Source organism: Flavobacterium sp. (genome assembly GCF_040379285.1).
GTDB lineage: Bacteria > Bacteroidota > Bacteroidia > Flavobacteriales > Flavobacteriaceae > Flavobacterium.
The window spans coordinates 75,266-101,564 of the sequence record NZ_JBEILJ010000003.1 but is presented as its reverse complement, the minus strand read 5'-3'; the positions used below and the strand labels follow the sequence as shown (position 1 = coordinate 101,564).

Annotated in this window: 21 protein-coding genes; 15 read left to right on the top strand and 6 right to left on the bottom strand. The window is 41.2% G+C overall.

The features are described 5' to 3' along the window. The 3 genes from ABWO12_RS01615 to glyA form a co-directional block, all read right to left on the bottom strand. The coding region (locus ABWO12_RS01615) for an Ig-like domain-containing protein (protein ID WP_502902902.1) at positions 1–2,113 on the bottom strand (2,113 nt) is incomplete at its 3' end. A gap of 93 nt (positions 2,114–2,206) precedes the next feature. Then, positions 2,207–4,645, bottom strand: coding sequence for a muramidase family protein (locus ABWO12_RS01610; RefSeq protein ID WP_353086638.1), 2,439 nt, complete (start codon positions 4,643–4,645; stop codon positions 2,207–2,209). 134 nt (positions 4,646–4,779) lie between these two features. Then, entirely contained in the window at positions 4,780–6,054 is a 1,275-nt protein-coding gene (gene glyA / locus ABWO12_RS01605; RefSeq protein ID WP_353086636.1) for a serine hydroxymethyltransferase, read from the bottom strand. A gap of 113 nt (positions 6,055–6,167) precedes the next feature. Here glyA and fahA point away from each other — a divergent pair, with 113 nt between their 5' ends. From fahA to ABWO12_RS01580, 5 genes are all read left to right on the top strand, one after another. Next, positions 6,168–7,454 carry a fumarylacetoacetase gene (gene fahA / locus ABWO12_RS01600; protein ID WP_353086634.1) on the top strand — a complete coding sequence of 429 codons (1,287 nt, stop codon included), beginning with the start codon at positions 6,168–6,170 and terminating at the stop codon, positions 7,452–7,454. A gap of 4 nt (positions 7,455–7,458) precedes the next feature. After that, positions 7,459–8,643, top strand: a complete 1,185-nt coding sequence (locus ABWO12_RS01595) for a hypothetical protein (RefSeq protein ID WP_353086632.1) — start codon at positions 7,459–7,461, stop codon at positions 8,641–8,643. A 16-nt stretch (positions 8,644–8,659) separates the two neighbouring features. After that, positions 8,660–8,899, top strand: a complete 240-nt coding sequence (locus ABWO12_RS01590) for a hypothetical protein (RefSeq protein ID WP_353086630.1) — start codon at positions 8,660–8,662, stop codon at positions 8,897–8,899. A 69-nt stretch (positions 8,900–8,968) separates the two neighbouring features. Then, the gene (locus tag ABWO12_RS01585) at positions 8,969–9,844 is read left to right on the top strand and encodes a carbon-nitrogen hydrolase (RefSeq protein WP_353086628.1); all 876 of its coding nucleotides are present in this window, start codon (positions 8,969–8,971) and stop codon (positions 9,842–9,844) included. Further along, positions 9,834–10,919, top strand: a complete 1,086-nt coding sequence (locus ABWO12_RS01580) for an agmatine deiminase family protein (RefSeq protein ID WP_353086626.1) — start codon at positions 9,834–9,836, stop codon at positions 10,917–10,919. Before ABWO12_RS01585 ends, ABWO12_RS01580 begins: the two co-directional genes overlap by 11 nt. A gap of 158 nt (positions 10,920–11,077) precedes the next feature. Here the strand turns inward: ABWO12_RS01580 and ytxJ are convergent, their stop codons facing one another. Then, positions 11,078–11,461: a bacillithiol system redox-active protein YtxJ gene (gene ytxJ, locus ABWO12_RS01575; RefSeq protein ID WP_353086625.1), complete on the bottom strand. Its 384-nt coding sequence runs from the start codon at positions 11,459–11,461 to the stop codon at positions 11,078–11,080. A gap of 211 nt (positions 11,462–11,672) precedes the next feature. Here ytxJ and clpB point away from each other — a divergent pair, with 211 nt between their 5' ends. The 3 genes from clpB (at position 11,673) to ABWO12_RS01560 (ending at position 15,413) form a co-directional block, all read left to right on the top strand. Next, complete coding sequence (clpB, locus tag ABWO12_RS01570; RefSeq protein WP_353086623.1) at positions 11,673–14,261, top strand: ATP-dependent chaperone ClpB; 2,589 nt, start codon at positions 11,673–11,675, stop codon at positions 14,259–14,261. Positions 14,262–14,364: 103 nt separating this feature from the next. Then, on the top strand, positions 14,365–14,814 hold the full coding sequence (locus ABWO12_RS01565) for an RDD family protein (RefSeq protein ID WP_353086621.1): 450 nt from the start codon (positions 14,365–14,367) through the stop codon (positions 14,812–14,814). Positions 14,815–14,894: 80 nt separating this feature from the next. Then, on the top strand, positions 14,895–15,413 hold the full coding sequence (locus ABWO12_RS01560) for a DUF4199 domain-containing protein (protein ID WP_353086619.1): 519 nt from the start codon (positions 14,895–14,897) through the stop codon (positions 15,411–15,413). A gap of 44 nt (positions 15,414–15,457) precedes the next feature. On the opposite strand, the gene ABWO12_RS01555 is transcribed toward ABWO12_RS01560, so the two are convergent. Together ABWO12_RS01555 and ABWO12_RS01550 are read right to left on the bottom strand one after the other, a co-directional pair. Further along, positions 15,458–19,204, bottom strand: coding sequence for a transglutaminase domain-containing protein (locus tag ABWO12_RS01555; protein ID WP_353086617.1), 3,747 nt, complete (start codon positions 19,202–19,204; stop codon positions 15,458–15,460). 55 nt (positions 19,205–19,259) lie between these two features. Further along, positions 19,260–19,901, bottom strand: coding sequence for a protein-L-isoaspartate(D-aspartate) O-methyltransferase (locus ABWO12_RS01550; RefSeq protein ID WP_353086615.1), 642 nt, complete (start codon positions 19,899–19,901; stop codon positions 19,260–19,262). A gap of 156 nt (positions 19,902–20,057) precedes the next feature. Between ABWO12_RS01550 and ABWO12_RS01545 the strand changes: the two genes are divergently transcribed. The 7 genes from ABWO12_RS01545 (at position 20,058) to ABWO12_RS01515 (ending at position 26,261) form a co-directional block, all read left to right on the top strand. Then, complete coding sequence (locus tag ABWO12_RS01545; RefSeq protein ID WP_353086613.1) at positions 20,058–21,029, top strand: Gfo/Idh/MocA family protein; 972 nt, start codon at positions 20,058–20,060, stop codon at positions 21,027–21,029. A gap of 49 nt (positions 21,030–21,078) precedes the next feature. Next, positions 21,079–21,969, top strand: a complete 891-nt coding sequence (locus ABWO12_RS01540; RefSeq protein ID WP_353086611.1) for a 3-hydroxyacyl-CoA dehydrogenase family protein — start codon at positions 21,079–21,081, stop codon at positions 21,967–21,969. Positions 21,970–22,047: 78 nt separating this feature from the next. Beyond that, on the top strand, positions 22,048–23,265 hold the full coding sequence (locus tag ABWO12_RS01535; RefSeq protein WP_353086609.1) for a DUF1015 domain-containing protein: 1,218 nt from the start codon (positions 22,048–22,050) through the stop codon (positions 23,263–23,265). A gap of 11 nt (positions 23,266–23,276) precedes the next feature. Further along, a complete protein-coding gene (locus tag ABWO12_RS01530) occupies positions 23,277–23,936 on the top strand; it encodes a YggS family pyridoxal phosphate-dependent enzyme (protein WP_353086607.1) in 660 nt (219 codons plus the stop codon). After that, positions 23,923–24,393, top strand: coding sequence for a hypothetical protein (locus tag ABWO12_RS01525; RefSeq protein ID WP_353086605.1), 471 nt, complete (start codon positions 23,923–23,925; stop codon positions 24,391–24,393). Before ABWO12_RS01530 ends, ABWO12_RS01525 begins: the two co-directional genes overlap by 14 nt. Further along, the gene (locus ABWO12_RS01520; protein ID WP_353086603.1) at positions 24,371–24,640 is read left to right on the top strand and encodes a four helix bundle protein; all 270 of its coding nucleotides are present in this window, start codon (positions 24,371–24,373) and stop codon (positions 24,638–24,640) included. Before ABWO12_RS01525 ends, ABWO12_RS01520 begins: the two co-directional genes overlap by 23 nt. Positions 24,641–24,899: 259 nt before the next feature. Beyond that, positions 24,900–26,261 (top strand): exonuclease domain-containing protein, encoded by a 1,362-nt coding sequence (locus ABWO12_RS01515; protein ID WP_353086601.1) that lies wholly within the window; start codon positions 24,900–24,902, stop codon positions 26,259–26,261. The last annotated feature ends 38 nt before the right edge of the window (positions 26,262–26,299 follow it).

Genomic DNA, 26,299 nt, shown 5'->3' with positions numbered 1-26,299 from the left:
TAATGGTCATCGTTGCCGTAGTGGCACACTGTCCCGCGGTTGGGGTAAATGTAGAGGTAGTCGTTGCCGTATTGTTCAAAGCGGGTGACCATGTTCCGGTAATGCCATTATTAGACGTGGTCGGCAAGGCCGTTAGTGTTGCGCCTTGACAAATGGGAGGCACTTGCGTAAACGTCGGAACGATATTCGGATTCACCGTAATGGTCATCGTTGCCGTCGTCGCACACTGTCCTGCTGTTGGGGTAAACGTATAGGTAGTCGTAGCAGTATTGTTTAAAGCGGGTGACCAAGTTCCGGTAATGCCATTATTAGACGTAGTCGGCAAGGCTGTTAGTGTTGCGCCTTGACAAATGGGAGGCACTTGTGTGAAGGTCGGAACGATATTCGGATTCAACGTGATGGTCATCGTTGCCGTCGTCGCACACTGTCCCGCGGTTGGGGTAAAGGTATAGGTAGTCGTAGCAGTATTGTTTAAAGCTGGAGACCATGTTCCGGTAATGCCATTGTTTGACGTGGTCGGCAGGGCTGTTAGTATGGCCCCTTGACAAATAGGAGGAACTTGTGTGAAAACGGGAGTTATACCTGGCGTCAATGTTACTGTAACATTAGCAGAAGCATTCGTACAAGGTGGTATTCCTATAACCGTGTAGGTATAGGTTCCAGGCGCATCCACCAAAGGATTAAAAACCCCAGTACCACTTGCTAGTGCAGGGGACCAAACACCACCCGATTGCGGCGTTCCTCCAAGAATAGTAAATAGATTTACAGAAGGACCCAAAGCACATACGGTTGTATTGGCTGAAGTCCCAGCATTGGCAGCTGTATTTACGGTAACCGTAACAATCGCTGTGTCGTTACCACAGGCGTTGGGACCTGTAACGGTGTAGGTATAAGTTCCCGATGAATCTATGGCTGGATTAAAAACTCCAGTACCACTAGCTAGCGGTGGAGACCAAACACCACCTGCTTGTGCAGTAGTCCCTAATAAAGGAAATAAATTAACAGAAGGGTTATTAGAACAAACCGTCAGCGACGCATCATTCCCAGCATTTACAGGATTAGAAACTGTGATGGTAACGGTTGCTGTATCGGGTGGACAAGCTGCATTGGTAACCGTGTAGGTGAAAACGTACGGACTTCCCGCTGCGGTTAAAGTATTTATATTAACTGTTCCGAGATGACCATTGGAGGTAGGTAAAGGTCCGCTCCATGTTCCAGTCGTTTGTGGACTACCGCCTAAAATTGAAAATAAATTGCGATTGGGATTTACGGTCAATGCGTTGGAACATAAGGCTAATGTACCATCAGTTCCAGCATCGGTAGGTGGTAATAATTGTACTGTAATTTCTAAACGGTTAACGCTTTCACACGGCGGATCCACTGTAGTGGCATAATAAGTCTCTCCATTAATCAGTGGTGTAGAGGAATCTAATACAACTGCCGAAGAAACTGTAGCATACCAATTATTAATTCCACTCGCTTGTAAATTAGCAACCGTAGGCGTATTTCCTGGTGAAAGACAAAAAGATTGTATCGCAGGACCTGATGGAACAGGAACCACACCCACATTAACAAAAACGGCCAAACGCGAAGTCTCACATCCCGTATCAGGATTCGTTTGACTTGCATAATAAATGGTGTTGTCTGTTAATACGGTAGTTGTTGGCAATGGCGTACCTCCCGAAGGCGTTGTATACCATCGAATGTTATTTCCATTGGCAATCAAGTTTGCAATTGTCGCTTCGAGAGGATTATCAACACAAACTCCCTGAAAATTTTGTCCTGTAGGTGCTGCGTAGATGGTTACTGTTACAGGTTGCCGTGTGCCACAATTCCCAGCCGCATTGTCAGCGAAATAGGTTGTTCCATTGACCAAACCTGCATCGGGTGAAAGGGGTGTTGTCGAAGAGTTTGAACTGAACCATTCTACTCCTCCTCCATTGTTAATCGCATTTAAACTAGCAATCGTGGGCGATTCTGTATTACAAAAAGATTGAGAGGCATTGGGTACGGTGGGACATTGCGCGTAAGCCCATTGGGAGAAAATGAATATAAAAATCCCAAGCCCGTTATAGAGAGATTTGAGTGTAAAACGTTGTAAAGAACGATTCATAGGCGAAATCAAATTAGGGTATTACTACTTCTTTTTGATTTTTCCCTTTCCGAGTCTTTCAAAGATACAAAAAAAAAACAATCATCGCTTTTATCAAGGCTTGATTTCTTTTATTGTTCCGTTAATTTCTCGTTGTAAAAGAAAAATAGTACGATTCTCATAGTGGTCAAGACTTTTTGAATCGTATTCAAATTGAAGAAGTGTTTGTTTTGTTTTATCGTGTTGCAATGAATAGGACAAACCTTGTACTTGCGCCATTCGTAAAGCGGTATCAAATACTATGTCAAACCCGTGCATATAGACCGAATCGGGGTCATCGCGATATACTTTTCGATATTGGGACACAAAATTTATGTAGGACTGATTTTTTTCTATGGGTGCGTATGTTGGATATAGTGTTCGCAAAATGTTCATGCGAAGCGGGGAAATGTTTTTATAGTAATCAATCAACTTGGGTTCCAATAAAGCCACTTGAATATTGTAATCAGTTACAGCATTGAGCAAAGTATTGGTTGAACTAATAATCATACTATTCTTGGTAGTTTCCAAGATAATTACATTCATTTTACCTTTTACCAACAACCGTTTTAAGTCCTCATTATCCAATCCTGTTCGTTCAGATACCACTGCGTATTGGGCTTGAGGTAATTTTTTGAGAATTTGCTGTTTTTTATTGTCATCCGTATAACTACTCACTACAATTACATTCGCATTTAAGGGCACCAATACATCAAGCACCCGCTCTCTCACTTTCATTTCGGGTTGAATGGCTAACACTTTTTTGGATTTCAACCCTTCTACTTCCACTTCTGTAATCAATGGTAGTGGCAGAAATGCCATCTTTTGAATGGAACAGTTACCACTTAAAAAGGCAGCATCCATTCCTTTCCATACGCGATCAGCTGTCATTTTCTTTAGATCAAACGATTTTTTAGCGCCTTCCGCATGAATCATTTTTGAAGAAATCGTATATCCTAAAGTATTTAAAGAATCTAGTGCTTTTTCAACCCCCATGTGATATATAATCTCGAGTCGGGAACTTTCATCAGCTATCTGAATATCGGGAAATGTTTGCTTGGCGCGTTGCCAATCGGATTCTGAAAAAGAGACCATAAAAGCAAATCGCTTTACTGATGTAAAATCGGCTGTTTTAAGCACATCTTTATACTCCATCGTTGAGGAAGCTTCTTTTGAACTAACACCTTCTTGGGTTGGATTTGGCGCTTCTTTTGTTGAAATTACTTCAGGGAAAGGCACAACTTCAACGGCCGATGTTGCAACGGTATTGGAAGTTTCATGTATAACTGTAAGAGCGTCTTTTGGCATTTTTATCACCATTCCAATTTGCACTCCCTTAGAAAGTATCGGATTTAGTTCTAAAAAATTCATGATTTTCATATTAGCCCGTTTCGACAAACCAAATAAAGTCTCTTTAGGCTGAATGGTATAATCCACCAAATCATCACGATTTAAACGCGCTGAAGTATCAATATTTTGAGTTAGTGATTCCGCGGGAACTTCATTAGATATTTTTACAGATTCGGGAGCGATTTTCGTTTCCACAGGAGCCGAAATCTTACTTTCCGCTAAAACCGCTTTTGTTGGAGGAGGAACTAAATCGTTTTTTAAATCGTCTTGCGCTTTCGCAACTGGCGCAATGTCGTTTCCTTCAGCGATGCTCGTCGATGATTCGATTGGAATACGTATGCGCTGTCCCGTTTGTAACATGCGTACAATTTGCGGATTTGCTGACTCTAAAGCATTTATGGTTACCTTATATCGACGCGACAATCCAAACTTAGTTTCGCCAGCAACTACCTCATGCCAAATCCCTTTATTATTGGTATTTTGGCCTGCAGGAACATACAACAACTGTCCTTCTTTTAAAATCCCCGCAATACGATCCCGATTCATCGCCATCAATTCGGCTAACGATATACCAAACCGCTTTGATAAGCCAAATAGCGTCTCCCCTTTCAACACGGTGTAATCCCGAAGATTCTTACTTTGCACCTGTCGTCGATTCGAAGACAAATCTTGTTGATATGAAGTCGTTCCTTTCACTTTCAGCACATGTCCTGCTTGCAATCCCAGAACAATATGTGGATTTTGCTCCTCCAATACCGAAATGCTAATCCCATACAACTTCCCTAAACCAAATTTCGTCTCACCGGGTTGCACGATATGAGTTTTGAATTCATTCAAGAAATTTTCAGACTTTACCGCAACAGCAGTTGATTTTTGTGAAAGAATATTCTTGCTTTCCTCAGAGCTTACTGCCTCCGAAGCACGGTCAATAACCATTGATTTAGGAATAACCAACACATCATTTGCCTTCACCCCTTGCGCAGCATTGGGATTCAATTTAATAATATCGTAAGGAGTTACCTTGTAACGTTGCGCTACTTTTGCAAGCGTCTCACCCTCAGCAACTACATGGGTCTTTTGGCCTTCTTGCGCTAAAACCAATTGGCCCGCAAAAAGCAATGTTATTAACAACCTATGAAGCGTGATTTTTTTAGGGTTTTTCATCAATAAAATTATGTGAAAATCACACTAAAATTAAAGAAAAAACCGCTGTAGGAGACCTCCAACAACGGTAGTTATTAACACGTTATTAACACTAAATTAAAAGTTATTAATAATTTTAGGCAAGTTATTAAAAATTAGAAGACAAACATCGCACGCTCCCCCATCAAGGCATTAACTTCTTCTGTCACTTGCGCAATAACGTCTTCATCGTTGGGATTCATCAAAACGCGATCGATAAAATCAACCACCGCCTCCATATCGGCTTCTACCAAACCACGGGTAGTGATAGCAGGCGTTCCCACACGTATTCCAGAAGTCACAAATGGGGACTTATCGTCAAAAGGCACCATGTTTTTATTCACCGTGATATCGGCTTTTACCAATGCATTTTCGGCATCTTTTCCGCTGATTCCTTTGTTGCGCAAATCAATCAACATCATATGATTGTCGGTACCTCCCGAAATCAAATGATAGCCTCTTTTAACAAAGGCATTGGCCATGGCTTGGGCATTTTTTTGAACTTGTAATGTATATCTAAAAAATTCATCGGTCAACGCTTCCCCAAACGCAACGGCTTTAGCTGCAATGATATGCATTAAAGGACCGCCTTGGTTCCCAGGGAAAACCGACATATCCAACACATGTGACATCATACGAATCTCCCCTTTTGGAGTGGTCAAGCCCCATGGATTTTCAAAATCGTTCCCCATCATAATCATCCCGCCACGAGGTCCGCGTAAGGTTTTATGGGTTGTTGTCGTTACGATATGGCAGTGTGGAATCGGATCGTTTAACAAACCTTTGGCAATCAAACCCGCGGGATGTGAAATATCGGCCAACAATAAAGCGCCAACGCTATCGGCGATTTCTCGGAACCGCTTGAAGTCCATGTCTCTCGAATAGGCCGAAGCCCCTGCAATAATCATCTTAGGCTTCTCTCGCAAGGCAATCTCTTGAATTTTATCGTAATTCAACAATCCCGTTTCTTGGTCCACACCATAAAAGACCGGACGGTATAATTTTCCTGAAAAATTGACTGGAGAACCATGCGTCAAGTGCCCTCCGTGCGATAAATCAAATCCTAAAATCGTATCCCCAGGTTTTAAACAAGCGGCAAAAACTGCCGTATTCGCTTGCGAGCCCGAATGCGGCTGCACATTCACATAGGCGGCACCAAACAAGGCTTTGGCACGATCGATGGCGATTTGCTCCACAACATCGACGACTTCACAACCCCCATAATACCGTTTTCCAGGATATCCTTCGGCATATTTATTGGTCAAACAGGAGCCTGCCGCCTCCATCACTTGATCACTCACGAAATTCTCGGAAGCAATCAGCTCAATTCCATGTATTTGTCGGTCCTGTTCATCCAGGATTAAATCGAAGATTTGTTCGTCTCGTTGCATTTTTTAAGGGTTTTTCATTAAAGCTCCCCAAAATTACAAATTCTGTTGGTCAAATAGATTGGAACATCTATATTTGGTTGTAATTTTTTCAACAATAAATCAACATAGACCCTATGCCGCATTACGCAAATAACCCCGATCGAAAAACTTGGCTTACTGTGCCCGAAAACAGCGATTTCCCTATTCAAAATATTCCTTTTGGTGTTATTTTAACCAAAGAAGATGTGATCACCATTGGCACTCGGATTGGTGATTTTGCTATTGATATGGGTGCTTTACAGCAATTAGGCTATTTTGACGACTTGGGACTCCCCGACGATATGTTCCTACAAGATTCCTTAAATGATTTTATTGCCTACGGGAAAAAGACATGGCGTCAAGTGCGCAACCGGCTCTCTGATTTGTTTGAAATCAACAATCCAATCTTACGCGACAATGTTGAACAGCGTAAAATTGTGATTTTCCAAGTACATGATGTAGAAATGTTATTGCCAGTTCAAATAGGAGATTACACTGACTTTTACAGTAGTAAAGAACATGCTACCAATGTTGGGAAAATGTTTCGCGATCCCGAAAATGCATTACTCCCCAACTGGCTTCATATTCCAGTAGGATACCACGGACGCAGTTCCACCATCATCCCCTCGGGTGTTCCCGTCCACCGACCCTTAGGTCAGACGCTACCCGCCGATGCCACAACCCCTGTTTTTGGCCCTTCCAAATTGGTTGATTTTGAATTGGAAATGGCATTCATTACCACCGATGCAAATGTTATGGGGGAACCCGTACCAATATATGAAGCGGAAGATTATATTTTTGGTATGGTACTTTTCAACGATTGGAGCGCTCGTGATATCCAAAAATGGGAATATGTTCCGTTGGGTCCCTTTTTGGCCAAAAACTTTGCCTCTTCGATCTCGCCTTGGATTGTGATTATGGATGCGCTTGAACCCTTCCGTGTAGCCAGTCCAACGCAAAACCCACAACCCCTTCCCTATTTGCAACACGAGGGAAATCATGCTTTCGACATTCATTTGGAAGTAGCTTTGCAACCTGAAAATAGTACTGAAACTGTAATTTCCCGATCCAATTTTAAATACATGTATTGGACCATGGCACAACAACTCGCGCATCATACCATCAACGGTTGCCGGGTAAACTCGGGTGATATGATGGGAAGTGGAACGATTTCGGGTCCCACAGAAGACAGCTTTGGCTCTATGCTTGAACTAACCTGGGGTGGGAAAAATCCGTTGCGTCTTACCGATGGTTCTGAACGAAAATTTATTCAAGATAACGACACTGTCATCCTCCGTGGGTATTGCCAAAATGATCGGGTACGAATAGGTTTCGGCGAATGCAGTAGCAAACTTTTACCTGCGGTTACTTTTAATGTGTAAAACCATGAAACAAATTAGTGTATTCTTTATTGCCTTCTTTTTCGTAGTAAGTTGCGGCGTTCGCCAAACACAAAACGCTTTAGCCGAAGGAAATTACGATGAAGCCATCCAAATCGCTATCGATAATTTACGCCAACGAAAAGACGCCAAAGGAAAACAAGACTATGTTCTTTTTCTCGAAGAAGCCTTTGCCAAAGCCAAAGCACGCGACTTGCAACAAATTGAACTTTGGTTTAAAGACGCCAATCCTTCCAATACCGAAAAGATTTACAATACCTATGTCGCCCTACACCAACGGCAGGAACGTATCAAACCCTTATTACCCCTTCGGGTTATCAGTCAAAACCGAAAGGCAACCTTTGATTTTGACAACTATAGTGATGAAATCGTGAGCACCAAAAATGCTCTGGCCAAACACCTTTATGATAATGCCAAAGCACTGCTTGCTACTCGAGATAAAATGAATTTTCGCCGAGCTTTCGACGACCTTAACTATTTGCAAGAGCTTAGCCCCGGATTTAAAGACAGTGCCAAACTAATCGATGAAGCGCGTCAAAAAGGAACCGATTACGTTCATGTATACACCAAAAATGAAACGCAAATGGTTATTCCTATTCGCTTGGAAAATGATTTGTTGGACTTTAGCACCTTGGGGCTCAATGATCCGTGGACTGTCTACCATAGCAATCGCTTGAAAGGAATTACTTATGATTATGGGATTATGGTCAATTTTAGAGCGATCAACATCTCCCCTGAACAAGTAAAAGAACGTGAATTTGTGAAGGAAAAACAAATCAAAGACGGGCAAAAAAGACTTTTGGATGCCAATGGCAATCCCGTGAAAGATCAACAAGGAAATTTCGTCATGGTCGATAATATGAAAAATGTATCGATCACGATTTTTGAATTCCGCCAGTTCAAAACGGTACAAGTTACGGCCAAAATTGACTATTTGGACCTAAAAACCAATCAATTGCTTAACACCTATCCGTTGAGTAGTGAATTTGTATTCGAACATATCTATGCGCGTTACAAAGGCAACAAACAAGCCTGTGAAAGCAATTATCTTCCCTTTTTCGAACGGGTAGCCGTCCCTTTTCCAAGCAATGAACAAATGGTGGCCGATTCGGGACAAAATCTTAAAAATAAATTGAAAGAAATTATCAGTCGGCATCGTTTGCGAAACTAAACCAATATAAATCCATTTGATACGAAAAATCATCATCAGCGGCATCACTTTATTCGTATTACAAATACTTAATTTTGTTCTATGCACTGAAGTTTTTTGTAGTAGCTGTGATTATGATGCGACCCATTTCTTGTTTCAATTCTTTTTTGAAATTGATGCCCTAAATGAGTTCAGCGTTTCTCCTTCCCCAATGAATATTATTACGTGCTTAGCGGTTAGCTTGTTGATGGGACTCATTTATCCCGACCGAAAATAAATACAAAAGAAAAGCTTCCCCTATTCACGTTTTATTTTTAGCTACTTTTGCAAAAATTTTTCAAATACTATGGCAAATGTAAATGTAGGTTTGGTACAAATGTCGTGTACCCACGATAAAGCCGCCAACCTTGAAAAAGCAATTCGCGAAGTGCGTGTAGCCGCCGAAAAAGGCGCCCAAATTGTTTGTCTTCAGGAATTATTTACTTCCTTATATTTTTGTGATGTCGAAGATTACGACAACTTTCAACTTGCCGAAGCCATTCCGGGACCGAGTACGGATGCACTTTCTGCAGTTGCTAAGGAACTTGGTGTTGTAATTATCGCCTCTCTTTTTGAAAAACGTACACACGGCATTTACCACAATACTACTGCGGTACTAGATGCCGACGGTACCTACCTCGGAAAATACCGCAAAATGCATATCCCCGACGATCCAGCATTTTACGAAAAATTCTATTTCACTCCCGGCGATTTAGGATACAAAGTATTCCAAACCAAATTTGCCAAAATCGGAATCCTCATTTGTTGGGACCAATGGTATCCCGAGGCAAGTCGTATCACGGCTTTGATGGGTGCCGAAATCTTGTTCTACCCTACCGCTATCGGATGGGCTACCGATCAAGACGAAGAAACCAACCAAGACCAATACAACGCTTGGCAAACCATTCAACGCTCCCATGCCGTAGCCAACGGCGTTCCTGTTGTCAGCGTGAACCGCGTAGGCTTTGAACAAAACGGGGCTATGAAATTCTGGGGCGGTAGTTTTGTCGCCAACGGTCAAGGTAAATTGTTATACCTAGGCACCCACGACCAAGAGGAAACTACGGTCGTACCGCTCGATTTAAACCAATCGGATTATTTCCGAATGCACTGGCCTTTCTTACGCGATCGCCGAATTGATAGCTATGCTCCAATCACCAAACGTTTTATTGATGAAGACTAATTTGGCGACCCCAAAAGCATTAGGCTATTATTTTCCCGCCGAATTTGCCCCTCAAGATGCACTCTGGCTCTCGTGGCCGCATAAAGAAGAATCGTGGCCGGGTAAAATTCATACCATTTTTGATCCCTATGCCGAATTTATTTTGCAAGTGGCTTCGCACCAACGCGTATGTATCAATGTAGCCGATGCGGCCATGCAATTGTTCGCTGAAAATAAAATTAAAACCTCCGCATACGCCCAAAGAATCAGCGATTTCGCTAACCGTTGGGCACGCATCACATTTTACCATCATCCCACCAACGACGCTTGGTGCCGCGATCACGGTCCAGCCTTCCTTCTACACAAAACAGAAGCCAAAAAAGCCATTGTGGATTGGGGCTATAATGCCTGGGGTGGTAAATATCCTCCGTTTGATTTGGATGATGTGATTCCGACGAAAATCGGTGAAAAACTTGGTTTACCCGTATTCAACCCAGGCATCGTCATGGAAGGTGGCAGTGTAGAATTCAACGGTCGCGGTACGCTCATGACCACCACCGCTTGTTTACTCAACGAAAACCGCAATCCGCACCTAAACCAAGCCCAAATTGAAGACTACCTCCACAAGTATTATGGAGTCGATCATATTCTTTGGCTCGGCGATGGCATCATCGGTGACGATACCGACGGCCATATTGACGACATAACCCGATTTGTCAATGAAGATACCGTGTTGACCGTAGTGGAAGAAAATAAAAACGACGAGAACTACGAAATCCTTCAAGAGAACTTGAAATTGTTGCACCAAATGCGTTTGGAAAACGGCAAGCAGTTGAATGTGGTGGAACTCCCCATGCCGAAACCGGTGATTTATGAGGACCAAATTCTTCCCGCTTCGTATGCCAATTTCTATATTTCCAACGAAACGGTGATCGTACCTACGTTCCAAGACTTGAAAAACGACGATCGCGCGTTAGACATTATCCAGCAATGCTTCCCCACCCGCCGTGTGGTAGACATCAACTCCGTCGACCTCATCTGGGGTCTCGGCAGTTTCCATTGCTTGAGCCAACAAGAACCATCAATTACCGTATAAAAAATGAAAGACCCTCAATTGGGGCTTTGTTATTTTTAATAAGGAGCAAGAACCAAGAACTACAATCACGCATCACCCGCTTTTCGTTATATCCCCGATAAATCGGGGGATGCCACTTCTATCGGGGCTAAAAAAGAACACGAGGACTTCAAAACACGTTACCCTAACGATGCTAAGGCCGAAACCTGAATAGCTTCGTGAGAAGCATCATACACCGCTTGCCCCGCTTTGACCACAATCACTTGCGGCGATTGATGCACCACGCTCAAACGCTCGGCAATAGCATTGGAGATAGGTCGGTATTCCAACAAATCTAAAAAGTAAGGGGTGATTTTACCCTCCAAATTCCAATCGGTTTCAAATTGGCGCAACGCCATCCGACTGATACTGCAACGGGTACTGTGCTTAAAAACCAGTACTGGATGCGCGTGCGATTCCTGAAGCATCGACTCTAAATAGTTTAAATCCGTTAATTTAATCCATTTTATTTTCGAAGAGGGTTCGGGGGTGTTTCCGCCAAATAATGATCCAAATAGACTCATAGTTCCTTTTTTTCAAAATTACAAAAAAAATGAGGATTAGATTACTGACATTGAAGCTTGTATTTCACGCCAAAAAGACAGCAAAGGAGATGGAAAGAACACTGATTTTCAGCCAATTTGACAGCCAAATACCAATGGAACGTTTATTGACGAATACATAATGACGTTTTTAAAAACGTTTATTCCACAACACACAAAAGAGAACCATACCATGAATTTAAAAAACTTAACCATCAAGTCCCAAGAAGCCGTGCAACAAGCCCAACAAATTGCACAAGCTTTTGGACACCAACAACTCGAAAACGAACACCTTTTCAAAGGGATTTTGGAGGTCGATGAAAACGTAACGCCTTTTCTCTTGAAAAAGCTAAACGTGAATGTCGAGTTGTTCCAGCGTATTCTCGACAGCACATTACAAAGCTTCCCCAAAGTATCGGGGGGCGAAATCATGCTGTCGCGTGACGCCAATACCGCCCTTACCGAAGCGGGTATTATCGCCAAAAAAATGAACGATGAATACATTTCCATCGAACACTTGGTATTGGCCATTTTTAAAACCAAAAGTAAAATCGCGCAAATACTTAAAGACCAAGGGGTAACTGAAAAAGGACTCGAAGCCGCCATCGCTGAATTGCGTAAAGGCGAACGCGTCACTTCTGCCTCCGCTGAAGAAACCTACAACGCCTTGAACAAATACGCCAAAAACCTCAACGAGTTAGCCCGAACCGGAAAACTCGACCCTGTAATTGGTCGTGACGAAGAGATTCGACGCGTATTGCAAATTCTCACCCGCCGCACCAAAAACAACCCCATGTTGATTGGCGAACCCGGGGTAGGAAAAACAGCTATCGCTGAAGGTCTCGCCCACCGTATTGTCGATGGCGACGTACCTGAAAACTTGAAAGATAAAATCGTCTATTCCCTCGATATGGGTGCCCTAATTGCGGGAGCAAAATACAAAGGGGAATTTGAAGAACGACTTAAATCCGTGGTGAAAGAAGTCACCTCAGCCGAAGGCGATATCGTTCTTTTTATTGATGAAATCCACACCCTTGTAGGAGCCGGAGGTGGTGAAGGCGCTATGGATGCGGCTAATATTTTGAAACCGGCTTTAGCACGTGGCGAACTCAGAGCTATTGGTGCAACCACCTTAGACGAATACCAGAAGTATTTTGAAAAAGACAAAGCGCTTGAACGTCGTTTTCAAAAGGTCAATGTGGACGAACCCGATACGGAAAGTGCGATTTCGATTTTGCGCGGTATCAAAGAAAAATACGAAACCCATCACAAGGTGCGTATCAAAGACGATGCGATTATAGCGGCGGTGGAATTATCACAGCGCTACATTACCAATCGTTTTTTACCCGACAAAGCCATCGACTTGATGGACGAAGCCGCTTCCAAACTTCGCATGGAAATCAATTCCAAACCCGAAGAATTGGATGTATTGGATCGTAAAATCATGCAGTTGGAAATCGAAATTGAAGCCATCAAACGCGAGCAAGACGAAACCAAATTAAAGTCCTTGGGCTTGGATTTGGCCAACTTAAAAGAAGAGCGCAATGAGATTTTCGCCAAATGGAAGTCGGAAAAAGAAGTCGTAGAAAACATCCAAAATGTAAAACAAAGCATCGAGGACTATAAACTGGAAGCCGAGCGTGCCGAACGAGAAGGTGATTACGGAAAGGTGGCCGAATTGCGCTATGGAAAAATCAAAGAAGCGCAAGAACAGCTCAATGCGTTGCAAACCCAATTGCAAGAAAATCAAAAGGGCGATTCGTTAATCAAAGAAGAAGTTACCCATGATGATATCGCCGAAGTAGTAGCCAAATGGACTGGCATTCCCGTTACCAAAATGCTGCAAAGCGAACGCGAGAAATTGTTGAAATTGGAGGACGAACTCCACAAACGCGTCGTGGGTCAAGAAGAAGCGATTGCCGCCATAAGCGATGCAGTGCGTCGTAGTCGGGCCGGATTGCAAGACGCCAAAAAACCTATTGGTTCTTTCCTATTCTTAGGAACCACCGGTGTTGGTAAAACCGAATTGGCCAAAGCACTAGCCGAATACTTGTTTGACGATGAAAATGCCATCACCCGCATCGACATGAGTGAATACCAAGAACGCCACAGTGTGAGCCGTTTAGTAGGTGCACCACCCGGTTATGTTGGATATGACGAAGGGGGCCAATTGACAGAAGCCGTGCGCAGAAAACCGTACAGTGTGGTGTTGTTGGACGAAATCGAAAAAGCCCATCCTGATACCTTCAACATCTTATTGCAAGTCTTGGACGAAGGACGTTTAACCGACAACAAGGGTCGTTTGGCTGATTTCAAAAACACCATTATCATCATGACCTCCAATATGGGTAGTGCCATCATCCAAGAGAAGTTTGAAAACCTCAAAGGAAGCGTAGAAACGGCAGCCGAATTGGCCAAAGACGAAGTGCTGGGCTTACTCAAACAAATCGTGCGCCCCGAGTTTTTGAACCGTATCGATGAAATCGTCATGTTCACGCCTTTGACCCAAGACAACATTCGTCAAATTGTTAACTTGCAATTGAAACACGTGACCAAAATGTTGGCGCAACAACACATCACCATGGATGCAACACCCGAGGCGGTCGATTATTTGGCAACCAAAGGTTACGATGCTGAGTTTGGCGCACGCCCTGTAAAACGGGTAGTGCAACGCGAAGTCTTGAACCAATTGTCCAAAGAAATTCTAGCCGGAACTATCACCACCGACAGCATCATATTATTGGATAGCTTCGATGGTAAATTGGTCTTCCGCAATCAATAAGTAAAAATAAAAAGGTTGGTTTAGTTGAAAACCTAACGTGCACTTCGGTGTGGGTTAGGTTTATTTTTTGCGTTTAAATTTGTACTTTTCAAACAAAAAAAACATGGAATATTCACTCTATGCCACCGCTTCTAACGGAAAACGTTTAGCCGCCTACCTCGTTGACATTATCCCTATCATGATTTTGGTTTTATGTTATTACCATTGGGTTCATGGATTTTCGATTTTTGATGTCCAATTGAAAAAAGAGAATCCTGAAGGGTACGCGACCCTTCGAAGTGCAATTCGCCTGCATAGTTTTGGTTTTTGGGCTTTGATGTGTTTTCTATTGGAAGCATCCCCATGGCAGGGTACGTGGGGCAAAAGGTTGATGGGCATCAAAGTGGTCAATGGGATGAATGAGCCCCTGAGCTGGGGACAATCCCTTAAGCGAAATGTATTAAAAGTTCCAGCCTATTTGTGCTTTGGTTTGGGATTCCTTTGGATACTCCTCAATAAAAACCGCTCGGGAATTTATGATGCCTTTGCCCATACCAAAGTGGTAAACCGTTGAGAATAAATTCATTCGGAAACGCATTTTGACCAAATCATATTTTTTGTACGTTTACATGAGCCAACCAAAATAAACAATGTATGAAAAAATATGTTTTACGCTACAGTATAATCGCCTCCCTCATTATTGTAGTATGCATGATCATTTCAACGGTTTTGTATGCACATTACAATCAAAAACCGGCTTCCATGGCCATTGGTTTTGCTGGCATGTTGCTGGGATTTTCAGCCATTTATTTTGCATTAGAACGTTACAAAAGAGATCATTTAGGACATCTTCCCTTCTTAGAAGCACTAAAAATCGGACTTAGTATTGCAGTCATTGCCTCACTCAGTTATACAATAGTGTGGATGCTTGAATTTCAATGGGTATTTCCTAACTTCATGGACCATTTTTCTGCCGATCAAATTGCGCAACTCAAGGCTTCTGGTTTAACAGGCGAAGCGCTTCAAACGGAATTAAATAAAGTTTCAGAAATGGCAGAAAACTACAAAAATCCATTATTTCGTTTTGGGATAACGTTTTCAGAAATATTTCCATTTGGATTGATGATTGCGTTGTTAGCTGCCTTTATTTTACGCAAAAACATAACCTCTTAAAAAAAGAATGAAGCCGTTTCACAACCAAAGACGGTTTTTATATATCACTTGAAGCCTACGATTTGCTCCTCTGCGGCAATCACATCTTCTACATACTTTTTGTAATTGAGGTATTCGGCCGTGTCAATATCATTCCAATCCAAGGTCACATCACGGGTTACTTTTAACACATTCGGACTCACACTTTCAAAGCGGACGCTATACGAGTGTCCTTTATATTGATACGATTTACTCTCGGGAATCTCCGAAAATTTTTTGCCCGCAGGTATGGTCAAAATAACCTCACTGTGGTAGGCATTTGAATTTTCATACTTAAAGTACTGAATTGGATAATTGCGTTTGTCAAGAGCCACGATATCGCGCGTATACACTTTATCCAAGAAGGGAATTTCCGTAATTTTTAAGTTCCCTACATTTTGTAAACGCTCGGCTATGGTAAAACGCGTTTCAAATGTGATTCCTTTTTCAAACGTATCGTTTTGAATAGATTTTGCACTTTGGAAGGTTACATTTTTCTTCAATTTATTGTTGTAATCTTCTTCTATACGCTTTTTGCGAATGTCTTCAGTAGTCGCGTCGGAGAACAATTCGTTGTAATACGATTTGTTGGCGCCTTCTACGGTAAATGTGTTGACAAAGGTTTTTACATTTTCATCTAAAGTCACTTCGGTTTTGGCGCGCGCCACATTGCGAAGGACATTGTCAAAAGGAATACGAATAATTTGGGACTTTTCATTCTCCGCTTTGTCAAATGAAATTACCAAAGCATTGGCCGTATACAAACTGCTAGGCAACGCTTTAAAAGGTAAATACTTATCGGTCAATTCCAAGAAATGATCTTTACCATCCAAAGTCACTCGTACAATACAATGGTTGAATTCATTGGTAGGAAGGGCCATGGAAGAAAATCCGTTATCATTGGTCATCACCAAAACCAAATTCGCTTTTAATCCTGCTTGCTCCGCCAAAGCCACAAATAAGGTGGAGACATCTTTACAATCGCCCAACCTCGTGGTGATTGTTTTGGATGGTTTTTGAGGCACGTGACCACTTTGACGAAAATCTTGATAGCTGTACTTGATGTTGCTTTCTATATAGGTGTAAATCGCTTTGGCAATAGCTTCTTGAGACATCCCTGTTACTCCTTTTGGGAAAATTTCGGCAAACGTTTTACGCGTCACTTTATCTTGCTTCAATTGCTTTTTCACCAAATCCGAATACCAATTCGTTATTTCTTTCCAACTCTTAATCGTTCCAATGCGAATCGTATTGGTCAAATCCGAATTATCGGCGGCATAGGGTTCTTGCAAAGGCATCGCGGGAACATTCGTGCGTTGGTACAACGTGAGGTTCTTTCCGTTAATTTTCTTTTGCGTAGGAGTCACATTTCCATTGGAAAAATGTGTTAAAAACTGAACGTCTTGCGGATAAATAATCCCAAAAATCACCTCAACTGCAGGATAAAAACTATTGAAATAGCAGGAAACATCAAAATCGCGGTAAAAACGTCCATACGAGTTTTCATAACGCTCATATTGAATGTAAATCACATCGCCCACTTTTAAATCGGTGAATACCAAAGTTCCACTACCCTCTTCGGCAGGAACAATTGTACCGTCTTGTTTCACTACCTCCGACTTTAAAAGCGAATTGCGATACGATTGCATATTGTATTCTTTCATTTCCTCGATTCCTTGCTCGGAAGTAATCTCATACAGGTAAGTCACTTTTGACTTACGACCTCCTTCAGGAAGTACGTTGACAATGTATTCGTCCAACAAAACGGTTACCCCAAAATCGCCTTTTAAAGTCGTATTGCGTCGTTTTTTGATAATTTCATTAATGTCTTTGGAAGCCACTTCCTCGATTTCATCGGGTGTTTTGGTCATATCATACAACTGTTTACGCAAATTACTATTTCCCGAATTGTGGATCAAAGACTTACGGAAATACACCTCTGCTTCTTTGAGTTTGTTTTGATTATTGTAAATGGTTCCCTTTTGCTGCATCAAACGGAACGAATACGGGAAGTTTTGTAACGCCCGATCAATTTCTACCATCGCTTCATCATAGCGTTTTTCTTTGATTAACAAATCGGCATAATCATCGCGCAATCCGTTATGGAAAGGATAACGGTCGGATATTTCTTTGGTCAAACGCATCACATCTTCTTTACGGTTGGCATCGTCATAGTAAGAAATCAAATTCTTTAGCGCGGTAAAATTCTCCCGCTTGGTCAGCATTTCCTCCATCATGGCGATTGCTTTACTTTTATCGTTTTTCAACCGTTCGTATACATTGATAAAAGAAGTGATGTAAAATTCGTTGTAATTTGAATTAGAAAACAATTCTTCCAATTTGGTGGTCATCTGATTTAAATCGGATTTCCGTGATGCCAATATAAAATCAAAAACCGTGTTGATTGCTTCCGATTTTACGGATTTCAATTTCTCTCTAAACTTTTCCAATTCGATAATTGAAGTCGACCGCAACCAATCGCTGTCTTGCACTTTCATCAAGAAATTGTAATAATATCCTTCATCATTGACCTCAATGTTTTTGGCTACCTCTTCCGATTTTTGATTTTCCTCGCGATTGTTCAAATTGGCAATTTGCATCACTTGTATCAAGGAAGACTTCGGATAAAGCTTAGTCAATTCTTCAATAATATCGGTCGCTAGTTCGTTTTTACTATTGTTATTGTACGCTTCTAATAGCAAAATTTTGTATAAAACATTATCGGGATTTTGAACCAATTTTTGTTTAAAAAAGGCTTCATGTTCCACTTCCAATTCAATAGGATTGAGTTGCTCAAACGTTGATTTTTGATAGGGCTTAAACGTATTGTATTTGTTCAACCCCTGAATTTCATTTCCTTGAGCGTCCAAAAGCGATACAAAGAAATTGTCGTTAGATCCATCCGTAGAAATTTTCACCAACAAACGATTCATTCCTTGGGGCAAGGTAAACTTCATCCGAAACGCATTCATGTCAGTTGCGTCAACATCATTATTGCTGTAAATTTCGGTATCGTTGAGGAAAAACTTGATCGAACTACTTGCACCAAAATTCAAATACACTTCTTGCGCTTTGGGGTTGTCCAAAAACAATTGGGCGTACATGATTCCATCGCCATACTCTGCTTCGTTATTAAAAATATGATACCCTTCTCGATCGAGGTCAACAGGGTTGTACCAGCCTACTTTTCCGTTGCTGTTGGCATCAAATAATTTGTCATTATTGGCATAGGTTTCAGGTTCATATTCCGTATCAAAACCACTGTCATTTAGGTTTTCAAATACCCCACAGTATTGCCAAGAATCAAGCGCTTTCAATTGGGCAATAGCTTTTTCAAAACCCGCAAAATCGCGACGTCGACGGTCACAGATGGCTTTGAAATAAAGTACTATAGGGTCTGTTCCAAACAAGGGATGGGCTGCGAGTAAATCAATCTTTTTGTACGTGTACTCGTTGTAACCATTCCCATTGGGACTGTCCATCACATAGGGTTTGTAGAAAATTGGGTACAAATACGCACGATCTTTACAAGTCGCTAGAAATTGTTTTACAAAAGTGTCATCAAAGGACATTTGCCCCATTTCGTGCGTTAAAATCGCATCAAGAATTAAATACTCAGCTTGCGTTTCTTTCTTGGATTTCAACTCTTTATCAAAGAGTTTCCGTGCTTCTTCTCGCTTGTTGGCGAGTAGTAAATCCCATACTTTTTTTTCTGAAGTTTGGGCTGTAAGAGTTTGTACCAATACCAGGCAGATAATTACAATTTTTTTCATAAAATAAATTGGTTTCTAATAGAACGCCAATATAGAAAGAAAATTGAATATCTTTTTAATTTTTATTTTCCAGTAAGGGAACAAATTTAAACTCACCCAATTCGTGCTTTTCAAACTGGGTTTCATTTTTTCGGATCAACAAGGTCATCACCTGCTCTTTTTCACCTACGGGAATGACAAGTCGACCGCCAATTTTTAACTGTGCCAGCAAGGCTTGGGGTATCGAAGGGGCTCCAGCAGTAACGATAATACGGTCAAAAGGCGCATGTAGAGGCAGTCCTTTATAACCATCGCCAAACGACAAATGCTTGGGGCGGATACCCAACTTGGGAAGGAGTAAGGAAGTGGCTTTGAAAAGTTCGTTCTGACGTTCTACCGAATATACTTTGGCACCCAATTTACATAGCACGGCCGTTTGATACCCACTCCCCGTTCCGATTTCAAGGACCTTGTGTTCTTTTTGAACTTGTAGCACTTGCGATTGAAAAGCAACGGTATAGGGATGTGAAATGGTTTGTCCAGCGCCAATGGGAAATGCCTTGTCTTGGTAGGCAAAATCTTCAAAAGAGGAGTTGAGAAATAAATGGCGTGGAATTTGTCGAATGGCTTCCAAAACGGCAGTATCACTAATTCCTTTGGATTGTAATTGGGTAACCAATTGATTACGCATGCCTTGATGTTTTGGGGTGTCTTTCACAAAAACTATTTTTTCGAGCGTAAAAGTACACGGAAATCTGCCAAGTTGCAAATGGAAAAGCACCTGAAAAAAGGGGCAAAAAATCGAGAATATTTTCTGACTCTTGCCCATGATTGTTTTTTGATTTATTGCTACTTTTGATAAAAATATCAAACTATGCTGAAGGTAGGCGTTCTCGGTGCAGGCCACTTAGGAAAAATTCACTTACGACTTTTACAACAATCTGAAAAATACGAATTGGTAGGCTTTTATGATGAAAATGCTGACTATGCTGAAAAAATAGCCGCCGAATTGGGATACCACCGGTTTGAAACCATCGCCAAACTGATTCACGCGGTGGATGTTGTCGATATTGTAACACCTACCTTATCGCATTATAAATGTGCCAAAGTAGCTATTAAATCGGGGAAACATGTATTCATCGAAAAACCCATCGCTACTACGGTGGCCGAAGCCGAAGAAATTATTGCTTTAGCGCAAGAATATGGTGTTCAAGGGCAAGTGGGTCATGTGGAGCGCTTTAACCCCGCATTTCAAGCCGTTCGGGATAAAATTGAGAATCCCATGTTTATTGAAACCCATCGTTTGGCAGAATTTAATCCGCGGGGAACCGATGTGCCTGTAGTTTTGGATTTAATGATTCACGATATCGATGCGATTCTAAGTGTCGTAAAATCAAAAGTGATAGCGGTACATGCTAGTGGCGTATCGGTATTAAGTCAGTCGCCCGATATTGCCAACGCCCGTTTGGAATTTGAAAACGGTTGCGTTGCCAATATTACTTCGAGTCGAATTTCGATGAAAAACATGCGTAAGTCGCGCTTTTTCCAGAAAGATGCCTACATCTCAGTGGATTACCTCGATAAAGTTTGTGAAGTCGTAAAAATGAAAGAAGCTCCTGAAAATCCGGGGGATTTTGATATGATTTTGCAAAATGCGGAGGGCGAACGGAAACAGATTTACTTCGATAATCCTGCTGTGCCCCCCAACAATGCTATTTTGGAGGAATTGGAAACCTTTGCAGAGGCCATTCAAAACCATACTACGCCTGTTGTTACCCTAGAAGACGGAACCGAGGCATTACGGGTCGCTTGCCAAATTATTGAAGCGATGGAGCGTCAGAAATAAGAGGCTCATTTTAAAAACAAAAACAAAAACAAACTAAGATAAAACACGAATGAAAACAGTTGCAGTTATCGGTGCAGGAACGATGGGAAATGGCATTGCTCATACGTTTGCACAAAGCGGATTCACCGTAAAATTGATTGATATTTCTGAAAAGTCTTTGGAAAAAGGCATGCAAACCATCGCCACCAATTTGGATCGTATGGTAGCCAAAGGAAGCATTTCTGAGGAAGACAAACACAAAACCATTGGCAACATAATTACTTATACCGACATGAAAGATGGTGTGGTCGGAGTTGATTTGGTGGTTGAAGCCGCTACGGAGAATGTAGGTTTAAAATTGAATATTTTCAAACAATTAAGTGATTTGTGTGCGCACCATGTCATTTTAGCCACCAATACTTCTTCCATTTCCATCACCCAAATCGCGGCACAAGTCGTGCATCCAGAACGTGTCATAGGGATGCATTTTATGAATCCCGTACCGATTATGAAGTTGGTGGAAATTATTCGCGGGTACAATACCTCCGATGAAGTAACCAAAATTATCATGGATTTATCGGCGCAATTAGGTAAGATTCCCACTGAAGTTAACGATTATCCCGGCTTTGTCGCCAACCGAATTTTAATGCCTATGATCAATGAAGCCATCGAGACCTTGTACAATGGTGTGGGCGGCGTCTATGAAATTGATACGGTTATGAAACTAGGTATGGCACACCCGATGGGACCCTTGCAATTGGCTGACTTCATCGGATTGGATGTGTGTTTGTCCATTCTGAATGTCATGTATGACGGCTTTAAAAATCCGAAATACGCCCCCTGCCCCTTACTAGTCAATATGGTAATGGCGGGTAAATTGGGTGTGAAATCAGGCGAAGGCTTTTACGATTACAACGAAAGTAAAAAAGCGGAAAAAGTCGCTAAGCAGTTTTTGAAGTAGCGATGAGACGTTGGACTTTAGACTTTAGTCGTTAGAACAACTAACTCATAATTCATAATTTATAATTCATAATTCATAATGTCCACCTTGCTCCCTTTCAAAGCGGTTCGACCCGTAGCGGATAAAGTTGCCTTAGTGACGTGCCGAAATTACGACGATTACAGTCCGGCTGAATTGGCAGCATGGCTCAATTTTAATCCCTATTCGTTTTTGCACGTTATCAATCCAGCCTATATGTATGCCCAAAAAATTACCTTAGACAAACGGTTCAGAGGCGTGGCGCATAAATATCAGGACTTCAAAGAGGATGGCATTTTCGTCTCCGAAAACACGCCTGCTTTGTATTTGTATGAGATTCAAACGAAAAATCAAACCTTTACGGGCATCGTAGGAGGCACTTTGATTGAGGAATATAAAAAAGAGGTCATCAAAAAACACGAAGACACCTTACAATACCGCGTAGAGTTGTTTAAAGATTATCTGCATCAAACCGGATTTAACACCGAACCCGTATTGATTACTTATCCTGACAGTCAGGCGATAAATTCTTGGATTGACAAGAAAAAACAAGAGGCACCGCTTTACCATTTTTCGACAACCAACAAAGAGAAACATACGCTTTGGCGCATCGATCGCCCTGAGGAAATCCAATGGATTCAAACACAATTTGAGGCCATACCCGAACTTTATATTGCTGATGGTCACCACCGTTCGGCTTCGGCTGAATTGCTGTATGATGAAGTAGGCGATGAAAACCATCCCAATGTAAATGCTTTTATGAGTTTTTTGATCGCCGAAAGCAATGTAAAAATTTACGAGTTTAATCGAATCATTCGAGATTTAAACGGCCATTCCCTAGAAGCATTTCTAGAAGCATTGGAGACCCATTTTATCCTTAAACCCAAAGGACAAGAATTGTGGAAACCTCAGGATAAGTTTGAATTTGGGATGTATTTGGATGGTATTTTTTACGCCTTATTTTATAAACAAGAGCATCCCAATGCTGGACTTTTAGAAAATTTGGACGCACAAATTCTGTACGATTATGTTTTGCATCCCATTTTGGGTATTGAAGATCTTCGCAATGATGAACGCATTGAATACTTGCCGGGAAAACAATCGTTGCTTAATTTGAAAGAATTGGTCGACGAAGGAGAATTTGAAGTGGGATTCATGCTCTACCCCTCCGATATTTCTGAAATCAAAGCCTTGGCCGATCAAAAATTGATTATGCCTCCAAAGAGTACGTATATCGAACCTAAATTTCGAAGTGGCCTGCTGGTCTATGAATTATAACCCCAAACGCTATGCGCATCGCCGAAAACATCCAAAACATCAAAGCCACACTTCCACCAGAAGTTACGTTGGTAGCGGTGTCTAAGACCAAACCCGTAAGAGACCTGTTGGAAGCCTATCAAGCAGGGCAACGCATTTTTGGTGAAAATAAAATCCAAGAAATGACCGAAAAATGGGAACAACTTCCCAAAGACATTGAATGGCACATGATAGGTCATGTACAAAGCAATAAAGTCAAATACATGGCCCCTTATGTGACATTAATACACGGCGTAGACAGTTTGAAATTATTGCAAGAAATCAACAAACAAGCGGCAAAAAACAACCGTGTTATCGACTGCTTACTCCAAATCCACATTGCCGAAGAAGAGACCAAATTCGGCTTGGATGCTAGCGAACTCGAAGCGATTCTAAACGCAGCGTCATTTCATAGCCTGCAAAATATAAAGGTCATCGGACTCATGGGAATGGCCACATTTACCGAGGACAACGCACAAATTCAAAAAGAATTCCAATTTTTAAAATCGCTTTTTGACCAGTACCAATCGGTTCAATGGCCCAATTTTCAACTACAAACTCTTTCCATGGGGATGTCCGGCGATTATCAACTCGCTATAGACTGCGGTAGTACCATGGTACGAATTGGGAGTAGCATTTTTGGAAAAAGATAAAAGTGGTAATCACAATGGCAATGGCAATGGCAATGGAAATAGCAATGTAAATTACAATAGCAATGACAATGGCGATGGAAATGTAAATTACAATAGCAATGACAATGGCGATGGAAATTACAATATCAATGGCAATGGCAATGGCAATGGCAATCGCAATAGCAATGTAAATTACAATATCAATGACAATGGCAATGGAAATGTAAATTACAATAGCAATGACAATGGCAATGGAAATTACAATATCAATGGCGATGGAAATGGAAATTACAATAGCAATGACAATGGCAATGGAAATTACAATATCAATGGCAATGGAAATGTAAATTACAATAGCAATGACAATGGCAATGGAAATTACAATATCAATGGCAATGGAAATGTAAATTACAATGGCGATGGCGATGTTTGCTGCAAAATTCTTTTAGTTTATTATGGAGGAAAACAATGTTTTTAATGATAAAATTTTCAATTTTGAAGATAGATTAGTTCGTTTTGCGGGAGAATGTATTTTCTTTACTAGAAATTTGAACAAATCATTTGAAAATAAATATTATAAAAATCAATTAATCAGATCTTCTGGAAGTTCTTCATTGAATTTTGGTGAAGCACAGGGTACTATTAGCAATAAGGATTTTGTTTTTAAAGTTAGTTTAGCAGTTAAAGAGTTAAAAGAATCTAGAAACTCTTTTAAAAATTTTTGACTACATTAAAGAAGGTGATGAAAATATTAGAATTTTATTACTCAAAGAAGTTGAAGAATTATTTGCAATTGCCTCCAAAATGATAATGAACAAAAAATGATTTATAAATAGCAATGACAATCAAAAAATTCAATTTTTTAAATTTTAAAGATTCTATTTGATTTTTGAAATTGATATTGAAATTGATTTTTGACATTGATATTGCCATTGATTTTTGAAATTGATTTTTGACATTGATTTTTGACATTGATATTAAAAAATGTACGTAATACTCGACATAGAAACTACCGGCGGCCAATACAACGAAGAAGGCATTACCGAAATTGCTATCTACAAATTTGATGGAAATGAGGTTATCGATCAGTTTATTAGTTTGGTCAATCCCGAGATACCCATCCAACCCTTTGTAGTGAAGTTAACGGGTATCAATAATGCTATGCTTCGTAGTGCTCCCAAATTTTTTGAAATTGCCAAACGCATTATCGAAATTACCGAAGGCTGTATCGTTGTTGCGCACAATGCCTCTTTTGATTACCGCATTCTCCGCACGGAGTTCCAGCGATTGGGGTACGAATTTAAACGGCCCACCTTATGTACGGTGGAATTGTCCAAAAAATTAATTCCCGATCAAGTATCGTATAGTCTTGGAAAATTAGTTCGTGCCTTGGGCATCCCTATGGCCGACCGACACCGTGCGAGTGGTGATGCGATGGCTACCGTGAAATTATTTAAACTATTGCTCGCCAAAGACACCGAAAAAGAAATTCTCAAAGGGTTGGTGAAAACCGAAATTAAGTCGGGACTTTCCCCAAAACTTCTCGATATAGTGGAAGCCTTGCCTACGAAGACAGGAATTTATTACATCCACAATGAAAATGGCGATTTGATTTATATCGGGAAAAGTAAAAACATCAAAAAACGGGTTAATCAACATTTTACGGGCACCACCAGCAAAAGCAAAAAAATTCAACGCGAAGTGTTTGCCGTCACTTACGAAGAGACGGGCAGCGAACTCATTGCTTTGCTTAAAGAAAGCGAAGAAATCAAGATTAACAAACCCATTTACAACCGCGCGCAACGCAAAAGTATTTTTCAGTGGGCCTTGTATGAAGTCCTTAACGATCAAGGGTATTTAAGTCTTTTACTTCAAAAAGCCGATGGGCGAAAAAAAGAAATTACGGCTTTCAGTAGTGTTCAAGAGGGTAAAAACTATCTATTTCGCATCACCGAAAAATTCCAACTTTGCCAAAAAATCAATGGGTTGTATGAAACCCAAAACAGTTGCTTTCAATACAAAATCAAAGAGTGCACTGGGGCTTGTATCGGTGCCGAATCCCCCGATAGTTATAACGCTCGTGTCGAAGCCTACCTTGAAGAAACGCAATTGGGTAACCAAACCCTTGTGGTTATCGATCGCGGCCGACGTACCGACGAACGCAGTGCTGTTTTGATTGAAAATGGTATTTACAAAGGCTATTGTTTTTACGATTTGAATTACCAAATTCACAACCTCGAGATTTTAAAAAATCTTATCATCCCTATGCAAAACAATCGGGATACCCGCTCTATAATTCAGGGCTATTTACGCCGTCATAAAGTCTTGAAAGTGCTCACTTTTTAATTTTTTTGAAGGGCTACTGAAAAACAACATCTCCCCTC

Bases quoted from the DNA above. Each gene is read 5' to 3' on its own strand.
- ABWO12_RS01565 (WP_353086621.1), top strand. From the start codon at position 14,365: ATGGAATATTCACTCTATGCCACCGCTTCTAACGGAAAACGTTTAGCC.
- ABWO12_RS01585 (WP_353086628.1), top strand. From the start codon at position 8,969: ATGGCAAATGTAAATGTAGGTTTGGTACAAATGTCGTGTACCCACGAT.
- ABWO12_RS01530 (WP_353086607.1), top strand. From the start codon at position 23,277: ATGCGCATCGCCGAAAACATCCAAAACATCAAAGCCACACTTCCACCA.
- ABWO12_RS01580 (WP_353086626.1), top strand. From the start codon at position 9,834: ATGAAGACTAATTTGGCGACCCCAAAAGCATTAGGCTATTATTTTCCC.
- ytxJ (WP_353086625.1), bottom strand. From the start codon at position 11,461: ATGAGTCTATTTGGATCATTATTTGGCGGAAACACCCCCGAACCCTCT.
- ABWO12_RS01595 (WP_353086632.1), top strand. From the start codon at position 7,459: ATGAAACAAATTAGTGTATTCTTTATTGCCTTCTTTTTCGTAGTAAGT.
- ABWO12_RS01520 (WP_353086603.1), top strand. From the start codon at position 24,371: ATGGAGGAAAACAATGTTTTTAATGATAAAATTTTCAATTTTGAAGAT.
- glyA (WP_353086636.1), bottom strand. From the start codon at position 6,054: ATGCAACGAGACGAACAAATCTTCGATTTAATCCTGGATGAACAGGAC.
- ABWO12_RS01560 (WP_353086619.1), top strand. From the start codon at position 14,895: ATGAAAAAATATGTTTTACGCTACAGTATAATCGCCTCCCTCATTATT.
- ABWO12_RS01555 (WP_353086617.1), bottom strand. From the start codon at position 19,204: ATGAAAAAAATTGTAATTATCTGCCTGGTATTGGTACAAACTCTTACA.
- clpB (WP_353086623.1), top strand. From the start codon at position 11,673: ATGAATTTAAAAAACTTAACCATCAAGTCCCAAGAAGCCGTGCAACAA.
- ABWO12_RS01610 (WP_353086638.1), bottom strand. From the start codon at position 4,645: ATGAAAAACCCTAAAAAAATCACGCTTCATAGGTTGTTAATAACATTG.
- fahA (WP_353086634.1), top strand. From the start codon at position 6,168: ATGCCGCATTACGCAAATAACCCCGATCGAAAAACTTGGCTTACTGTG.
- ABWO12_RS01540 (WP_353086611.1), top strand. From the start codon at position 21,079: ATGAAAACAGTTGCAGTTATCGGTGCAGGAACGATGGGAAATGGCATT.
- ABWO12_RS01545 (WP_353086613.1), top strand. From the start codon at position 20,058: ATGCTGAAGGTAGGCGTTCTCGGTGCAGGCCACTTAGGAAAAATTCAC.
- ABWO12_RS01535 (WP_353086609.1), top strand. From the start codon at position 22,048: ATGTCCACCTTGCTCCCTTTCAAAGCGGTTCGACCCGTAGCGGATAAA.
- ABWO12_RS01515 (WP_353086601.1), top strand. From the start codon at position 24,900: ATGTACGTAATACTCGACATAGAAACTACCGGCGGCCAATACAACGAA.